The organism is Arthrobacter mangrovi (assembly GCF_026011795.1).
Taxonomy (GTDB): domain Bacteria; phylum Actinomycetota; class Actinomycetes; order Actinomycetales; family Micrococcaceae; genus Crystallibacter; species Crystallibacter mangrovi.
In genome coordinates this window covers 456,592-471,099 of record NZ_BRVS01000001.1, presented here as the reverse complement: position 1 = coordinate 471,099, position 14,508 = coordinate 456,592, and the positions used below count along the sequence as shown (strand labels likewise).

11 protein-coding genes and 1 riboswitch are annotated in these 14,508 nt (G+C 69.6%); of the genes, 10 read left to right on the top strand and 1 reads right to left on the bottom strand.

Annotated elements, in window-relative coordinates; all coding sequences use genetic code 11:
* Positions 1 to 97 precede the first annotated feature (97 nt).
* The 7 genes from AHIS1636_RS02085 (at position 98) to AHIS1636_RS02055 (ending at position 9,371) form a co-directional block, all read left to right on the top strand.
* A complete protein-coding gene (locus AHIS1636_RS02085; RefSeq protein WP_264794143.1) occupies positions 98 to 1,732 on the top strand; it encodes a DUF7059 domain-containing protein in 1,635 nt (544 codons plus the stop codon).
* Positions 1,733 to 1,743: 11 nt separating this feature from the next.
* Positions 1,744 to 2,382, top strand: coding sequence for an ArsR/SmtB family transcription factor (locus AHIS1636_RS02080; RefSeq protein ID WP_264794142.1), 639 nt, complete (start codon positions 1,744 to 1,746; stop codon positions 2,380 to 2,382).
* 143 nt (positions 2,383 to 2,525) lie between these two features.
* Entirely contained in the window at positions 2,526 to 5,237 is a 2,712-nt protein-coding gene (gene topA / locus AHIS1636_RS02075; RefSeq protein ID WP_264794141.1) for a type I DNA topoisomerase, read from the top strand.
* Positions 5,238 to 5,324: 87 nt separating this feature from the next.
* Positions 5,325 to 6,341 (top strand): Ppx/GppA phosphatase family protein, encoded by a 1,017-nt coding sequence (locus AHIS1636_RS02070; RefSeq protein WP_264794140.1) that lies wholly within the window; start codon positions 5,325 to 5,327, stop codon positions 6,339 to 6,341.
* Positions 6,338 to 7,189, top strand: a complete 852-nt coding sequence (locus AHIS1636_RS02065) for a sugar phosphate isomerase/epimerase family protein (RefSeq protein WP_264794139.1) — start codon at positions 6,338 to 6,340, stop codon at positions 7,187 to 7,189. The genes AHIS1636_RS02070 and AHIS1636_RS02065 overlap by 4 nt, the downstream gene beginning before the upstream one ends.
* 32 nt (positions 7,190 to 7,221) lie before the next feature.
* On the top strand, positions 7,222 to 7,686 hold the full coding sequence (locus AHIS1636_RS02060; protein ID WP_264794138.1) for an LpqB family beta-propeller domain-containing protein: 465 nt from the start codon (positions 7,222 to 7,224) through the stop codon (positions 7,684 to 7,686).
* The gene (locus AHIS1636_RS02055; RefSeq protein ID WP_264794137.1) at positions 7,623 to 9,371 is read left to right on the top strand and encodes a DUF5671 domain-containing protein; all 1,749 of its coding nucleotides are present in this window, start codon (positions 7,623 to 7,625) and stop codon (positions 9,369 to 9,371) included. Before AHIS1636_RS02060 ends, AHIS1636_RS02055 begins: the two co-directional genes overlap by 64 nt.
* Positions 9,372 to 9,455: 84 nt before the next feature.
* Here the strand turns inward: AHIS1636_RS02055 and AHIS1636_RS02050 are convergent, their stop codons facing one another.
* Entirely contained in the window at positions 9,456 to 10,640 is a 1,185-nt protein-coding gene (locus AHIS1636_RS02050; RefSeq protein ID WP_264794136.1) for an MFS transporter, read from the bottom strand.
* A gap of 447 nt (positions 10,641 to 11,087) precedes the next feature.
* On the opposite strand from AHIS1636_RS02050, the gene AHIS1636_RS02045 reads away from it, so the two are divergent.
* From AHIS1636_RS02045 to AHIS1636_RS02035, 3 genes are all read left to right on the top strand, one after another.
* Positions 11,088 to 12,020, top strand: a complete 933-nt coding sequence (locus tag AHIS1636_RS02045) for an ABC transporter substrate-binding protein (RefSeq protein ID WP_264794135.1) — start codon at positions 11,088 to 11,090, stop codon at positions 12,018 to 12,020.
* A gap of 204 nt (positions 12,021 to 12,224) precedes the next feature.
* A riboswitch (SAM riboswitch) is annotated at positions 12,225 to 12,337 on the top strand.
* Positions 12,338 to 12,378: 41 nt separating this feature from the next.
* Positions 12,379 to 13,074, top strand: a complete 696-nt coding sequence (locus AHIS1636_RS02040; RefSeq protein WP_264794134.1) for an AmiS/UreI family transporter — start codon at positions 12,379 to 12,381, stop codon at positions 13,072 to 13,074.
* Positions 13,075 to 13,117: 43 nt separating this feature from the next.
* Positions 13,118 to 14,365: an acyl-CoA dehydrogenase family protein gene (locus AHIS1636_RS02035; protein WP_264794133.1), complete on the top strand. Its 1,248-nt coding sequence runs from the start codon at positions 13,118 to 13,120 to the stop codon at positions 14,363 to 14,365.
* The last annotated feature ends 143 nt before the right edge of the window (positions 14,366 to 14,508 follow it).

Sequence of the window (14,508 nt, the reverse complement as noted above, 5' to 3'; positions counted from 1 at the left end):
CAGCCTGTCGTTGCAGGCCCGTCCTGTCCCAGCGCCGATCTGCCGCGGCCGCACGTCCCGGACCGCCGACCCGCGGGCCCCGCCTAGACTTTCCTCTGTGACTGAGTTCAGAACCGGCAACGTTCCGCAGGCCCCGCAGAGCACGGATCAGCGGCTGATCGCAGCCCTCGCCGAGGATCTAAGGGCCCTCGACTACACCGTCGACGGCGTGGAGCGGCTGCTGGGGCCTGCGGCCTACGAGGCGCTCGGCCGCGACCAGCTGGTCCCTGCCAAGCTGGCGACCGAACGGCCATCGGAAGCCGATGCGCCGGAGCCGCTGGCCGCCGTCGTACGTTTATGGCTGCTGGGCGAGGACGTCGAGGAGGCGCACCTGGCTGCCGCCCTGCCGGGCCTGGGACTGGACGGGCTCGCCGCGCTGGGACTGGCCACGAACGACGGCGGGTGGTTCCGTGCCGACGTGGACCTGCGGCCGTATGCGTTCGATGCCACGAATCTCTGGGTGGCCAGCGACCTGGGCGCGCACCAGCGGCCCGGAGTGCTGCGCCACGACCACGTGCTCGGGATCGGCCAGGCGTCGCTGACGCTGGCGCAGCTGACCATCCGCCGCGTCGTGGACCGCGCGCTGGACCTGGGCACCGGCTGCGGCATCCAGCTCTTCCACCTGCTCAGCCATGCCCGGCACGTAACCGCCACCGACATCTCCGAGCGCGCGCTGGCGTTCACCCGCTTCAACCTGCTGCTGAATGCGCCGGCCCTGGACCTGGACCCCGACGACCTGGCCGACCGCGTCAGCCTGCGGCTGGGCAGCCTCCTGGATCCCGTAGCGGGGGAGCGGTTCGACCTAGTGGTGTCCAACCCGCCCTTCGTCATCACGCCCCGGACTTCGGAGACGGCCGCCGATGAGCTGTTCACCTACCGCGACGGCGGGCTCCCCGGGGACGATATCGTGGCCACGCTGGTGCGGCGGTTGCCATCCGTGCTGGTGCCGGGCGGCGTCGCGCAGATGCTCGGAAACTGGGAGATCCAGGCGGACGCCCCGTCCTGGCACAGCCGCCTGGAGTCCTGGCTGGACCCGGACACCGAGGCCTGGGTCATCCAGCGCGAGCAGCTCAGCCCCGCCGCCTATGCCGAGACCTGGCTGCGGGACGCGTCGGAGAACCGGGATCCGCAGCTGTACGAGAGGGTCTACCGGGCCTACCTTGAGGACTTCGGGACGCGGAACGTCGAGGCGGTCGGGTTCGGCATGGTGTGGCTGCGCCGTTCCGGCGCGGCTCCGGCGCACGACGGCGGCGGGGAGGTTAAGGCAAACGACGCCGGCCGCGGGATGCTGCGGCGGTTCGAGGAGCTGACGTACCCGCTGGAGCAGCCGATCGGGCCGCACCTGGCGGCGGCCGTGGAGCGGCACGATTGGCTGGACGCGCACCGCGGGGACTTCGCGGATCAGCGGCTGGCCGTGGCGGAGGACGTCACCGAGGAACGGCACCAGCGCCCTGGGGCCGAGCACCCGGGCGTCATCCTGCTGCGCCAGGGCGGGGGCCTGCGGCGGACCAACCTGATGAGTTCGGAACTGGCCGGCCTCGTTTCCGCCAGCGACGGCGAGCTGACCGTCGGCCAGCTGGTGACCGCGCTGGCGGCCCTGCTGGAGCAGCCCGGGGAGGAATTCGCGGCGCGGCTGCTGGAGGAAGCCAGGAACCTGGTGCTGGACGGTTTCCTGCTTCCGGCGGCGGGATAGACTTACTGTTCATGACAAAAGGTGCATCGCCCTCCCTCGATCCTGTCGCGGGCGAGGCTTCGAACGGCCCGGCGGACCGGGTCAACATTTCCGATGCCAGGGCCATCAGGGCGTTGGCTCATGCGGTGCGCCTGAAAGTCATCGAGGAGCTGTTCGATACCCAGCAGCCAGCCACCGCGACCGAGCTGGCCCAGCGGCACGGCCTGACCCCGAGCGCCATGAGCTACCACCTGCGGGCGCTGGAGAAGTGGGGTTTCGTCAAGCGCAGCGCCAACCAGGGCGACGGCCGCGAGCGGCACTGGCAGGCGGCCGCCGGCCGGCTGGACGTGACGTCGGTGGCGGACAGCCGCGCCGCGACGCTGGGCGTCGTCGACGTCGAACTCAACGACCTGCGCGAACGCCTCAGTAAATATGTGAAGCGGGACAAGGAAACCCCTAACCCGGATACCTGGCGGCAGGAGGGGCACCTGGCGGCGCTGAGCACCGGCCGGTTCTACCTGACGCCGGAACAGCGCGCGGACCTGGGCCGCCGGATCGGCGAAATCCTGCTTGAATACAGCCCGACCACCAACCCGGACAATAGGGGCGAGGGTGCCGAAAAGCTCTACTACGTCTTCTCGTTCCTGCCGGGCGATATCGACGACGCCTGAGCCGTCCGGAAGTCTTCCGGAGGCGGTCCCGCTTCCGTTTTGCGCTAATGTTGCGGCTACCCTAGTGCAGGTAAGCACCGTCGAACCTCAGCGTCGGCGGCGGCGCATCCGCAGAACCACAGCAATTCGTCAGTAGGAGCAACGTGCCAGCGAAGGCCCGCGAAAAGACCGGCAAGAAACTCGTCATCGTCGAGTCTCCTGCCAAGAGCAAGACCATTGCCGGGTACCTCGGCGAGGGCTTCGAGGTCACAGCATCGGTGGGCCACATCCGTGACCTGCCGCAGCCATCGGACCTGCCGGCCGAGCTGAAGAAGACCTCGGTGGGCAAGTTCGCCGTCGACATCGAGCACGGGTTCGAGCCCTACTACGTGGTCTCGCCCGGCAAGAAGAAGACGGTCTCGGAGCTGAAGTCGCTGCTCAAGGACGCCGACGAACTCTATCTGGCCACTGACGGTGACCGCGAGGGCGAGGCCATCGCGTGGCATCTGCTCGAAGTGCTGAAGCCGAAGATTCCCGTGCACCGCATGACGTTCTCCGAAATCACGCCCGAGTCGCTGCAGCGGGCGCTGAACGAGCTGCGGGACATCGACACGGACCTGGTGGATGCGCAGGAAACCCGGCGCATCGTGGACCGGCTGTTCGGCTACGAGCTGTCCCCGGTGCTCTGGCGCAAGATCAAGGCCGGGCTGTCGGCCGGCCGCGTCCAGTCGGTCGCCACCAGGCTGGTGGTGGAGCGCGAGCGTGAGCGGATGGCGTTCCGCTCGGCCTCCTACTGGGACCTGCTGGCCACCGTCGAGCCGCTGGAGGCGGCCAAGGGCGGCAGCTTCAAGGCGAAGCTGGCGCAGGTCGACGGCGACCGCGTGGCCACCGGCCGCGACTTCGACGACCGCGGCGCGCTCAAGACCCGCGGGGCCGTGCACCTGGACGAGGCCGCCGCCACCGCGCTGGCCGAGGCACTGCAGGGCGCCGAGTTCGCGGTCCGCTCGGTCGAGAACAAGCCCTACACCCGCCGCCCCGCGGCGCCGTTCACCACGTCCACGCTGCAGCAGGAAGCCGCGCGCAAGCTCGGATTCTCCGCCCGGACCACGATGTCGCTGGCCCAGCGGCTGTACGAAAACGGCTACATCACCTATATGCGTACGGACTCGCCGGCGCTGAGCGACCAGGCCGTCAACGCCGCCCGCCGGCAGGCCTCCGAACTGTACGGCCCCGAATACGTGCCGCAGTCGCGCCGCGTCTACAAGGGCAAGTCCAAGAACGCGCAGGAAGCCCACGAGGCCATCCGTCCCGCCGGCGACTCGTTCCGCACCCCGGGGCAGGTCCGCAGCCAGCTGGGCAACGACGAGTACCGGCTGTATGAACTGGTCTGGAAGCGCACCGTCGCCTCCCAGATGGAGGACGCGCGCGGATCGACGTCGACCGTCCGGCTCGGGGCTACGGCTTCGGACGGGCGCGACGCCGTGTTCACCGCCTCGGGCACGGTCATCACCTTCCCCGGCTTCCTGGCCGCCTACGAAGAGGGCAAGGACGCCGGCCGCAACGAACAGGACGACGCCGAGGGCGGCCGCCTGCCGAACCTCGCCGAAGGTGACGCGCTGACGCCGCAGGAAGTGACCGCCGTCGGCCACGAAACCTCGCCGCCCCCGCGGTACACCGAAGCCTCGCTGGTGGCCGAACTGGAAAACCGCGGCATCGGCCGCCCGTCGACCTACGCGGCGACGATCTCGACGATCATGGACCGCGGCTACGTCCGCAAGCGCGGTTCTGCGCTGGTGCCGAGCTGGATCGCATTCTCCGTGGTCAAGCTGCTGGAGGACCACTTCCGCGACTACGTGGACTACGACTTCACCGCCGAACTGGAGCAGGGCCTGGACCGGATCGCGGCGGGGGAGGCCAAGCGGACGGACTGGCTCAACGGCTTCTACTACGGTGACCGGCACGAGACCGGGCTCAGCACCGTGGTCAACGACCTGGGCGAGATCGATCCCCGGGTCGTGAACTCCATCGACATCGCCGACGGCATCACGCTGCGCGTGGGCAAGTTCGGGCCGTACCTGGAGCGCGCGGGCGAGGAAGGCGCGGAGGAGCCGCAGCGGGCGAACGTGCCGGAGGACCTGGCGCCGGACGAGCTCACCGCGGAGAAGGCCGTGGAGCTGATGGAGACCCAGGGCCCCGGCGAGCGGGAGCTCGGCCAGGACCCGGAGACCGGGCGCACCATCGTGGCCCGGGAGGGCCGCTACGGCGCGTACGTCACCGAGGTGATCCCGGAGCCGACGGCGGAGGAACTCGCCAACCAGCCGGTGGAGTACTACAAGAACGGCAAGCCGAAGCCGCCGAAGAAGCCGGCCAAGATCAAGCCCCGGACCGGTTCCCTGTTCAAGTCGATGACCGTGGACACCGTCACGCTCCAGGACGCGCTGAAGCTGCTCAGCCTGCCGCGGGTGCTGGGTACGGACGCCGAAGGCAACGAGATCACAGTGCAGAACGGACGCTTCGGGCCGTACCTCAAGAAGGGCACGGACTCGCGCTCGATCGGCTCCGAGGAGGAGATCTTCACGATCACCCTCGAGCAGGCGCTGGAAATCTACGCGCAGCCCAAGCAGCGCGGGCGCCAGGCCGCGGTCCCGCCGCTGGCCGAGTTCGGCGTCGATCCGGTTTCGGAGAAGAACATCGTGGTCAAGGAGGGCCGCTTCGGCCCGTATATTACCGACGGCGTCACGAACATTACGGTGCCTCGGTCGACCACGATCGAGCAGCTGACCCGGGAGCAGGCCATCGAACTGCTGAAGGAAAAGCGGGCGAAAGGACCGGCCAAAAAGCCGGCCACGCGGCGCAAAGCCGCCGCCAAGAAGTAGGGCCCGGATGCCGCCGGTCCGCCGCGATGTTCCGGACGGACCGGCCTGCGTTCAGCCGCGGCGGACCTCAGGCGACATAATGGGACCATGCGTCTAGGCGTCCTCGACATCGGTTCGAACACGGTCCACCTGCTGCTCGTGGATGCCCACCCCGGCGCGCGCCCGGTGCCGTTCGCGTCGCACAAGCGTCCGCTGTCGCTGGTGGCCTACCTGGACCGCGCCGGCAACATCACGGAGTCCGGCCAGCGGGAGCTGGTCTCGTTTGTCCGCGAGGCCTGGCGCTTCGCCGTCCAGCACAACGCCGAAGACATGCTGGCGTTCTGCACCTCCGCCATCCGGGAATCGACCAACGGCGAGGCGGTGCTGGCCCGGGTCAAGCGGGAGGCCGGCGTCGAGCTGCAGGAGCTGAGCGGCCCGGAGGAAGCGACGATGACCGTGGTGGCCGTGCGCCGCTGGTACGGCTGGGGCGCCGGCACCGTGCTGGACCTGGACATCGGCGGCGGTTCCTTCGAGATGGCGATGGCCCGCGACGAGCAGCCCGAGGTCGCCGTGTCGGTGCCGCTCGGCGCAGGCCGCCTGACCAGGGAATGGCTGCCGCAGGACCCGCCCAGCGCCGGAAGCGTCAAGGACCTGCGGAACCACATCCGCACCACGCTCGAACCGGCCATCAAGCAGTTCGACGGGCTCGGCGTGCCGGACCTGGTCGCGGGAACGTCGAAGACGTTCAGGTCACTGGCGCGCATTACCGGCGCGGCGCCGTCGGCCGCCGGACCCTACGTCCGCCGGGAACTGCGCCGCAACGACCTCTCGCTCTGGACCCAGCGGCTCGTGGCCATGCCGGTCGAGGACCGCGTCCACCTGCCAGGCGTCTCCCGGGTGCGGGCGCCGCAGCTGCTGGCCGGCGCCATGGTGGCGGAGGCAGCAATGGAAATGTTCGACGTCGACACCCTCCTGATCTGCCCGTGGGCCCTGCGGGAGGGGCTGATCCTCAAACGCTTCGACCACCTGCTTTACGACAGCGACGCGCCGGTCCGGCCGGTGGGGACCGCGCTGGTCCAGAAGGCGCTCCAGCCCGCGTCGGCGAACGGCAACGTGAAGCCGTGACGCGGGCCGCCGATGCTTCAGGCAACGGCGCCCGCATCCCAGTGGCGCTATCCAGCGCTTCCGTCTATCCGCTGGCGGTCCACGACGCGTTCGCCGTCGCCGCGGACCTCGGCTACGACGGCGTGGAAGTCATGGTGACCAACAACCAGGACTCGCAGGACCCGGACGCGCTCCGGAACCTGCGCGAACGCTACCAGCAGCCGATCGTCGCGATCCACGCGCCGACCCTGCTGCTGACGCAGCAGGTCTGGGGCAAGGCCTGGAACAAGATCGTCATGTCCGCGGCCATGGCGGCCGAGGTCGGCGCCGCCACCGTCGTGGTGCATCCGCCGTTCCGCTGGCAGTCCGGCTACGCCGAGAATTTCCCCGAAGGCATCCGCAACATCATGGAGGACTTCGGGGTCACCATCGCGGTGGAGAACATGTACCCGTGGAAGGTCCGCGGGCGCGAAACCAAGGCCTACCTGCCGCACTGGGACCCGCGGCCGCTGGACTACCAGCACGTCACCTGGGACTTCTCGCACGCCGCCTCCGCCGGAGTGGACTCCCTCGCTGAGATCAAGCTGCTGGGGGACCGGCTCAGCCACGTTCACCTCACGGACGGCTTCCACACCAGCTGGGACGACCACCTGGTTCCCGGACATGGCCAGCAGCCGTGCGCGGAGAGCCTGCAGCACCTCGGCAGCAGCGGCTGGCCCGGGATCGTCGTCGCGGAGGTCAGCACGCGGAAGGCCCGGGGCGCGGGCGAACGCGAGGAATGGCTGGGCGAAACCCTCGACTTCGCCCGCCGCCACCTGGGCCTGGGCGCCGCCGCCCGGCCAGCGGAAACACGTCCCCGCCGGACGTAGCCGGGCCTTGTCCGGTCGGTCATACTGATGCCATGAATGACTCTGCGACCCGGCCGCGGCGCCTGCTGCTCGGGATTCTTGTCCTGGTCGGAGTCCTTGTGGTCGCGGCGCTGGCCCTGGTTTTTACCCGGGGCACGCCGAAGCCCCTCGACGCCGCCTCTCCCGCGGGCGTGGTCCAGCGCTATACGGCCGCGATCATCGACGGCGACGAGGACGCGGCGGAGCAGTACCTGACGGCGGAGGCCCGGGAACGCTGCAGCGAGCCGGAGCAGCCTTACACAGACAACCTCCGGGTCTCCCTGATTTCCACATTCGAACGGGAGAGCTCGGCCGACGTGAAGGTGCTCATCGTGACGTCCAGCGACGGCGGGCCCTTCGGCATGTCCGAGTACGAGACCGAGGAGGTCTTCGACCTCGTCAAGGAGGACGGCCGGTGGCTCATCGAGTCGACACCCTGGCAGTTCGCCTTGTGCACCAGCAAGGCGGCGGCCCTGTGACGGCGGCGCTGGCACCGGCGTCCGGTCCCGGAGCGGGAACCGTTCAGCGGACCGTGCGCCATCTGGTCGTCTACACGCTGCTCTTCGTCCTGGTGTCCATTGCCGCCAGCGGCGCCGGGGCCTTGCTGGGACGGCTGCTCGGGATCGGGTCCGAGTTCGTCGCCGGCGACGTCGCCGGCCTCGCGCAGGGCTTCGCCTTCTTCCTCATCGGCGGGCCGCTGGCCGCAATCCTCTGGTGGTCAGTGTGGCGGCGGCTCGGAGAACCGGCCGAGCGGTCCTCGCTGGCTTGGGGCCTCTACGTGGCCGCGATGTACGTAGTGTCCATGGTCATCTCCACGACCTCGCTGCTCGCCACGCTGTCCGAATTGATCGCCGGCCGGACGGCCGGGTGGGGGATGACCATCGGCGGAGCCCTGGTCTGGGGCGCCGTCTGGTTCTGGCACCGGTGGATGTGGCGGCATCCCGGCAAGGGCCCCCTCCGGCTCACTCCGGTTCCCGCCGTCGCCGGCACCGTCTACGGCCTGGTCATCGGCACCGGCGGCACCGTCACGGCGCTGGCCGCGCTGTTCGACTCGGCGGTCGAAGCGTTGACGGGTACGACGGCGGTCGGCAGGCCGTGGTGGGTGTTCGCCTTGCAAGCCCTTGCCTGGGCGGCTGCCGGCGTCATCCTTTGGCTGTGGCACTGGTTCCATGAAGGAGGCCGGCGCCTGCGCTCGCGGCTCGCGGACGTGGCTCTGGTGGTGGCCGGCGTCCTCGGCGCCTGTGTGCTGGCCGTGACGGGGTGGGGGACACTGCTGTTCGTCATCCTCCGGCTTGCCTTCGACCGCTCGGAACCCGTGAGCGAGCTGCTGGAGCCCCTGGGATTCGCGGTGGCCGCGGGAGCCGTCGGCACCGGGGTCTGGCTGTACCACGCATCGGTGGCCGCGCGCAGGACGGAAGGCACCAGGGAGGGAGCGAGGCTCGTGGTGTGCGGGGTGGGCCTGGCCGCAGCAGCGACGGGAATCGGCGTCGTCGTGGATTCCCTCCTCGCCCTCGCCGGCAACACCCTCGCAGGAACGGACCCGCGCACCCTCCTGCTCGGCGGTATCAGCGCGCTCGCCGTCGGCGGACCCCTGTGGTGGCGCAGTTGGCGGCCCGGCAGAGCCGGCAGGACAACTGCGGCCGCGCCGGAACCGGCGGGCCGGCGGGTCTACCTGATCACGGTGTTCGGCATCAGCGCGGTGGTGGCACTGGTGACACTGCTGGTGATCGGCTATCGGGTGTTCGAGCTCCTGCTCGACGGCACCACCCCTGGCAGCCTTGTCGACCGGATCCGCGCGCCGTTCGGCCTGCTGGCGGCCACCGGACTGGTCGCCGGATACCACTTCAGCGTGTGGCGGCACGAGCGGCCGGCCGTCCCCTCCCGCCCGCCCGCCGCGTCACGACCCATCGGCCACATCGTCCTTGTCTCCGCGGGAGACCCCGAACCCTGGCGCCGGGCGGCGGAGGAAGTGACCGGCGCACGGATCACGGTGTGGACGCGAGCCGATGCCCCGGCAGCGCCGGAAGCAGGTCGGGAAGGGCCGGAGCCGGAAGAACCTGTAGCCGCCCGGCTCGAGCGGGCGCTGGCGGACGTCCGGGCCGACCGTGTCCTGGTGATCGCGGGGCCCGGTAGCAAGCTGGAAGTCATCGCCCTCGCCGATTAGCGCATTCGCCGGCGGGAACTGGCATCGGTTCGTGCCGGCGTCGATGGACCCGCGTCCATACCCCGGTGCCGGCCCGGCCTCCAGTCAGGTGGAGTGCACGCGCTTCCAGGAGGCGTGGCCCAGGGCGGCGATAACCGTCAGGAAGATGCTTGCGACCAGGGCCATGAGGAAGATGGTGCCGTACTGCCGGTCGTCGGCGAGTCCGGCGGTAAGGAAGTTCTGCAGTGAGCTTCCAAGGAACAGCGAGCCGGCAAACAGAGCCACGCTCGTGGCGCGGGCCTGCGGGGCGATGTCGGTGGCCCATCCCTGCATCGAGGAGTGAAGGACGGCGTTGGAGACGCCGACGAGCACCGCCGTCGTTGTTACCGCAGCTGGCGCGTGCGACAACGACGAAACCAGGAATGCCGTGACCAGTACGCTTCCGCCGATGGCGATGAGCTGCGTGCGGGTGAACCGCTGGACCAGCCGGCGCATGATGCGGGCTCCGAGGATGACTCCGACGCCGAATCCCGCGGCCAGCATGCCGGCCAGGCTGACCCCGACCCCTGCGTTCTGCAGGGCCGGGACGATGTACGTCAGGATGCCCATGAGCACGGCACCCTCCAGGACCGCCAGCCCGTAGATGCCCAGAGCGGAAGGCGAGAACGCGTGTGCCAGCCGGACGCCGCCGCGCCCCGAGTGCCCGTCGATTTCCACGCCGCGCAGGAGGACCAGCAGGACCAGGCAGCCCACGGCCGGCAGCGCGAAGACCAGCCGCCAGTCCACCAGGGCGGCGAGGGTGCCGGTGGCGAGGGCCGCGATGGTCGTCCCGAGCGACGAGTAGATCTGCAGGTCGGAGAGCCCGCGGGCCCGGTCGATCCCGGTCCGTGTGTCGCCGAGGATCGTCATCAGCGTCGGGTAGAGCGCGCCCGCCATCAGGCCGGTGAACGCCCGCGCCAGCAGCAGCGGGAGGTAACTGCCGGACAGCGTGCTGGCCACCGACCCGACCAGGACTCCCGCCAGCGCCGTGCGGAGGATCGCCAGGCGGCCGAACCTATCGCTCAGCAACCCCCAGACCGGCTGCCCGACGGCGTAAAGCAGGGCGTACGCCGCGACCAGCTGGACCGCCTGGCCAAGCGACAGGTCCGTCCGTTCGGCCAGCACCACGAGCATCGGCGGCGTGCCGAAGCGGTCGAAGAAGGACAGGAAGCCCACGGACCGCAGGACGCCATCGGGTACGCGGTTCCGCGGCTTGCCTGATCCGCCGGAACCGGTTGCACTCGCCATCATCTAGTCAGCTTTCCCTTGTCGTCGCCGGCCGCCCGCGGGGGACGGGATGCGTCGATGGGGAAGCGGGGAACCAGCCTTCAGGATAGTGAAAATTACGCCCTAAGCCACTCATTTGGGGGTTCCGGCCATCCCCAGAACTGGAATCTGGCCCGGCGGCGCCGCGACAGGCAGACTCAGAGTGTGCCGGATCACCCGCCCCTTTGCGGACGGCCCGGCCCGCGGAGCGGGGCCGACCCCCAGACCCGTTCCTTTGTGCCCCTGCCGCGAGAAGGGGCAGGGCATTGCCCCGGGACGCCTCGGCGCCCGGGGCAATGCCACCTCCGCAGTGCCGGACCTCCTGCCGGGAATCTGACAACCGCCACGCAGGAAACCTGCGCCTTCTGGTTGCGCCGCATTCGGTCGTCTAGCCTGTGAGCACAGCTTGGACTACCTCTAAGGACCACCTTCATGCCGAACGCCTTCAGACTTCCAGCGGTTCTGACCACCGGGCTCCTGCTCGTCCTCGGCATGGCGGGCTGCAACGCCAGCCCCTTCGAGGACGGAGAGGCCAGTGCCGGGGCGGGCGGGTCCGAGGCGCCCCTGCTCGTGGGATCGGCAAATTTCCCGGAGAGCGAGACCCTTGCCGAGATCTACGCCGGGGCTTTGAACGCCGGAGGCGTCCCCGCGGCCACCAAACCGCGGATTGGATCCCGCGAGGTCTACGTCCGGGCGGTGCAGGACGGTTCCATCGACCTCGTGCCCGATTACAGCGGCAATCTCCTGCGCTACCTGGACGAGGGCACCTCGGCACGGGGCGCCGAAGAAGTAATGAAGGAACTACCCGGAAAGCTGCCGGAGGGGCTCGCGGTACTGGAACCGGCAGCCGCGGAGGACAAGGACTCGCTCGTTGTCACTCAACAGACTGCTGCCAAGCACGGACTGGAATCCCTCGAGGACCTCGGCAGAATCTGTGACGAAATTGCCCTCGGCATGCCGCCTGAGGCCCAGGAGCGCCCGCAGGGACTGCCGGGACTCAAGGCCGTCTACGGGTGCGTCCCGAAGGAGTTCGTCCCGTTCAACGACGGCGGCGGGGCCCTGACGCTTCAGGCCCTGCTGGACGACCGGATCCAGGCCGCCAACATCTTCACCACGTCCCCGCTGATCGCTGCCAACAACCTGGTCGCGCTGGAGGACACCAAGGACCTCTTCGCCGCCCAGCAGGTGCTTCCCCTGATCAGCACCGGCACTGTTGGTGGCGAGGCCCAGGACATCCTGAACAAGGTTTCGCAGGAGCTGACCACCGAGGACCTCATGCAGCTCAACGAGAAGGTCTCCGGAGACGCGAAGCAGAACCCCAAGGACGCCGCAGCGGCCTGGCTCCAGGACAAGGGCCTCGCCTGATCAGGCGCTCCCGGTCCGCCGGGCCGTGCCGCTGAACCAGGTCCGGCTCGGAGTGGCGGCGCGCAGCTGCACTAGCGGATCGCGGGCCTTGCTGGCAAGCCCCTGCAATCTTGAACCGCGCGGCGGGTAACAGGGCGTGACCTTCCGTCATCTTCGCCCCAAATCGTTGCCGCCGGCGGCCGGCGCGGCATAGCTTTTTCAACAGATCACGAGTTCCAACGCGAAGCCCTGGCTGGTTGGACGGCAACCCTCTTCGTGGTGGGGTGCCCCAGGTGAAGATCCGGCCGGGCACAACCGTGTTCCGGCAAGCATCGAGCCGGCTCCTCCGCGAGCCCTCCCGTACAGACGGAACCTGCGCATGTCCTTCATCTGCCTCATCCTCTCCGGCGTGGCACTGCTGATCAACGGCCTGGCCCTGCTCGGACGCATCCCGCCGCGCGACAGCGGAACCCTGAACCTGCTCATCGGCGGCCTCCAGCTGATCCTGGCCACCCTGATCGCCGTGACCGCGGCGGACGACCCGGCCCGGTTGCTCAGCGCGGCGGGCGTCGTCCTTTTCGGCCTGACCTATACCTACGTCGGCCTGAACTCGCTGTTCGACCTCGGCTCGGCCGGCGTCGGCTGGTTCTGCAGCCTCGTCGCCGCGCTCGCCGTGGTCTACGCGGTATCCAATTTGGCCGCCGACCCGTTCTCCGCGGTGCTGTGGTCCAGCTGGGCCGTGCTGTGGACGCTGTTCTTCCTGCTCCTAGCCCTCGGCAGGTCCGCCGTCACTGCCTACACAGGTTGGGCCACGCTGCTCACCAGCCAGCTAACGACGACGGTCCCCGCCATTTTGGGCCTGAACGGCGCCTGGCCTTCGGGCTGGGGGAGTGCCGCGGCGGCCGCCGTCCTGATTGCCCTCCTGTTCACCGCCGCAGGGTTCCTGGCCCGGCGCAACGGCCGTGCCGCCGTCGTACTTCCGGAACCCGAGCACACGCCCGCCGCCAAGGCGCCCGGACCCGCCCCCGCCGAACTGCCCCGGCCCGCCCAGGAACCGGCACCCGCCGCCGTCTGACCCACCCGACTTCCCAAATTCCCGCAACAACGAAAGGCCCGTCATGACCTCCGTAACCACGCAAAGCACCCACGCCGCCGGGACCGACTACGAGACCCTGGCCAACCGCTTCCGGCCGATCTTCGCCCGCATCGCCGAGGGCGCCAGCGCCCGCGAGCAGGACCACCAGCTGCCCTTCGACCAGATCAAGGAGCTGACCAAGGCCGGCTTCGGCGCCGTGCGCGTTCCCGTGGCCGACGGCGGTGCCAGCGCCACCCTGCCGCAGCTGTTCCGCCTGCTGACCGAGCTCGCCGCGGCGGACTCGAACATCCCGCAGGCGCTGCGCGGCCACTTCGCCTTCGTCGAGGACCGGCTCGTGTCCTCCGGCCCGCAGCGCGCGGTCTGGCTGGAGCGCTTCGTGAACGGCGAGATCGCCGGCAACTCGTGGACCGAGGTCGGCGCCGTCAAGATCGGCGATGTCATCACCAAGGTCAGCCCGGATCCGGACTCGGCCACCGGCGGCTTCCGCGTCAACGGCACCAAGTACTACTCGACCGGCAGCATCTTCGCCGACTGGATCGACACCTTCGCCCAGCGCACGGACAACGACGTGAAGGTTATCGCCGTGGTCAACGCGCACCAGCCCGGCGTCACGCACTCCGACGACTGGGACGGCTTCGGCCAGCAGACCACCGGCTCCGGCACCAGCATCTTCAAGGACGCCGTGGTCGAGGCCGACAACGTGATCGACTTCGACACCCGGTTCAAGTACCAGACCGCCTTCTACCAGGTCGTGCTGCTCGCCGTCCTCGCCGGCAGCATCAAGGCCGCCGAGCGCGACATCGCCACCGAGGTCCGCAACCGCACCCGCATCTTCTCGCACGGCAACGCCGACTCCTTCCGCGAGGACCCGCAGATCCTGCAGGTCATCGGCGAGGTTTCCGCCAAGGCCTACGCCGCCGAAGCCACCGTCGAACGCGCGGCGCAGGCCCTGCAGCGCGCGTACGAAGCCGCTTCCCTCGGCGACCTCGAGCAGGAAGAGCACCTGAACGACCTCGCCGAACTCGAGAGCGCCCAGGCCCAGGTCGTCCTGACCGACCTGGCCACGCGTGCCACCTCGGACGTCTTCGACGCGCTGTCCGCCTCGGGCACCAGCACCAAGAAAAACTTCGACCGCCACTGGCGCAACGCCCGCACCGCGGCCAACCACAACCCGTGGGTCTTCAAGGCGCGCATCATCGGCGACTACTCCGTCAACGGCAACCTTCCGCCGCGCGTCTGGGCCATCGGCGCCGGCCCCGACAAGAAGTAGCGGCAGGGCGCGAAGCGGCGGCGGTGACTGTTCCCGCCGCCGCCTTCGTGTGCGCGGCACCGGAATAGCCAACCGACGGGACGGACCGCGAAAATCGTGTGCGGCGTCCCGTGGCACGCGTCCTTCCCTCGACGCGCCTCCGC

Coding starts and splice junctions, on each gene's coding strand:
- AHIS1636_RS02080 (WP_264794142.1), top strand. CDS start 1,744: ATGACAAAAGGTGCATCGCCCTCCCTCGATCCTGTCGCGGGCGAGGCT.
- AHIS1636_RS02070 (WP_264794140.1), top strand. CDS start 5,325: ATGCGTCTAGGCGTCCTCGACATCGGTTCGAACACGGTCCACCTGCTG.
- AHIS1636_RS02060 (WP_264794138.1), top strand. CDS start 7,222: ATGAATGACTCTGCGACCCGGCCGCGGCGCCTGCTGCTCGGGATTCTT.
- AHIS1636_RS02050 (WP_264794136.1), bottom strand. CDS start 10,640: ATGATGGCGAGTGCAACCGGTTCCGGCGGATCAGGCAAGCCGCGGAAC.
- AHIS1636_RS02045 (WP_264794135.1), top strand. CDS start 11,088: ATGCCGAACGCCTTCAGACTTCCAGCGGTTCTGACCACCGGGCTCCTG.
- AHIS1636_RS02040 (WP_264794134.1), top strand. CDS start 12,379: ATGTCCTTCATCTGCCTCATCCTCTCCGGCGTGGCACTGCTGATCAAC.
- AHIS1636_RS02035 (WP_264794133.1), top strand. CDS start 13,118: ATGACCTCCGTAACCACGCAAAGCACCCACGCCGCCGGGACCGACTAC.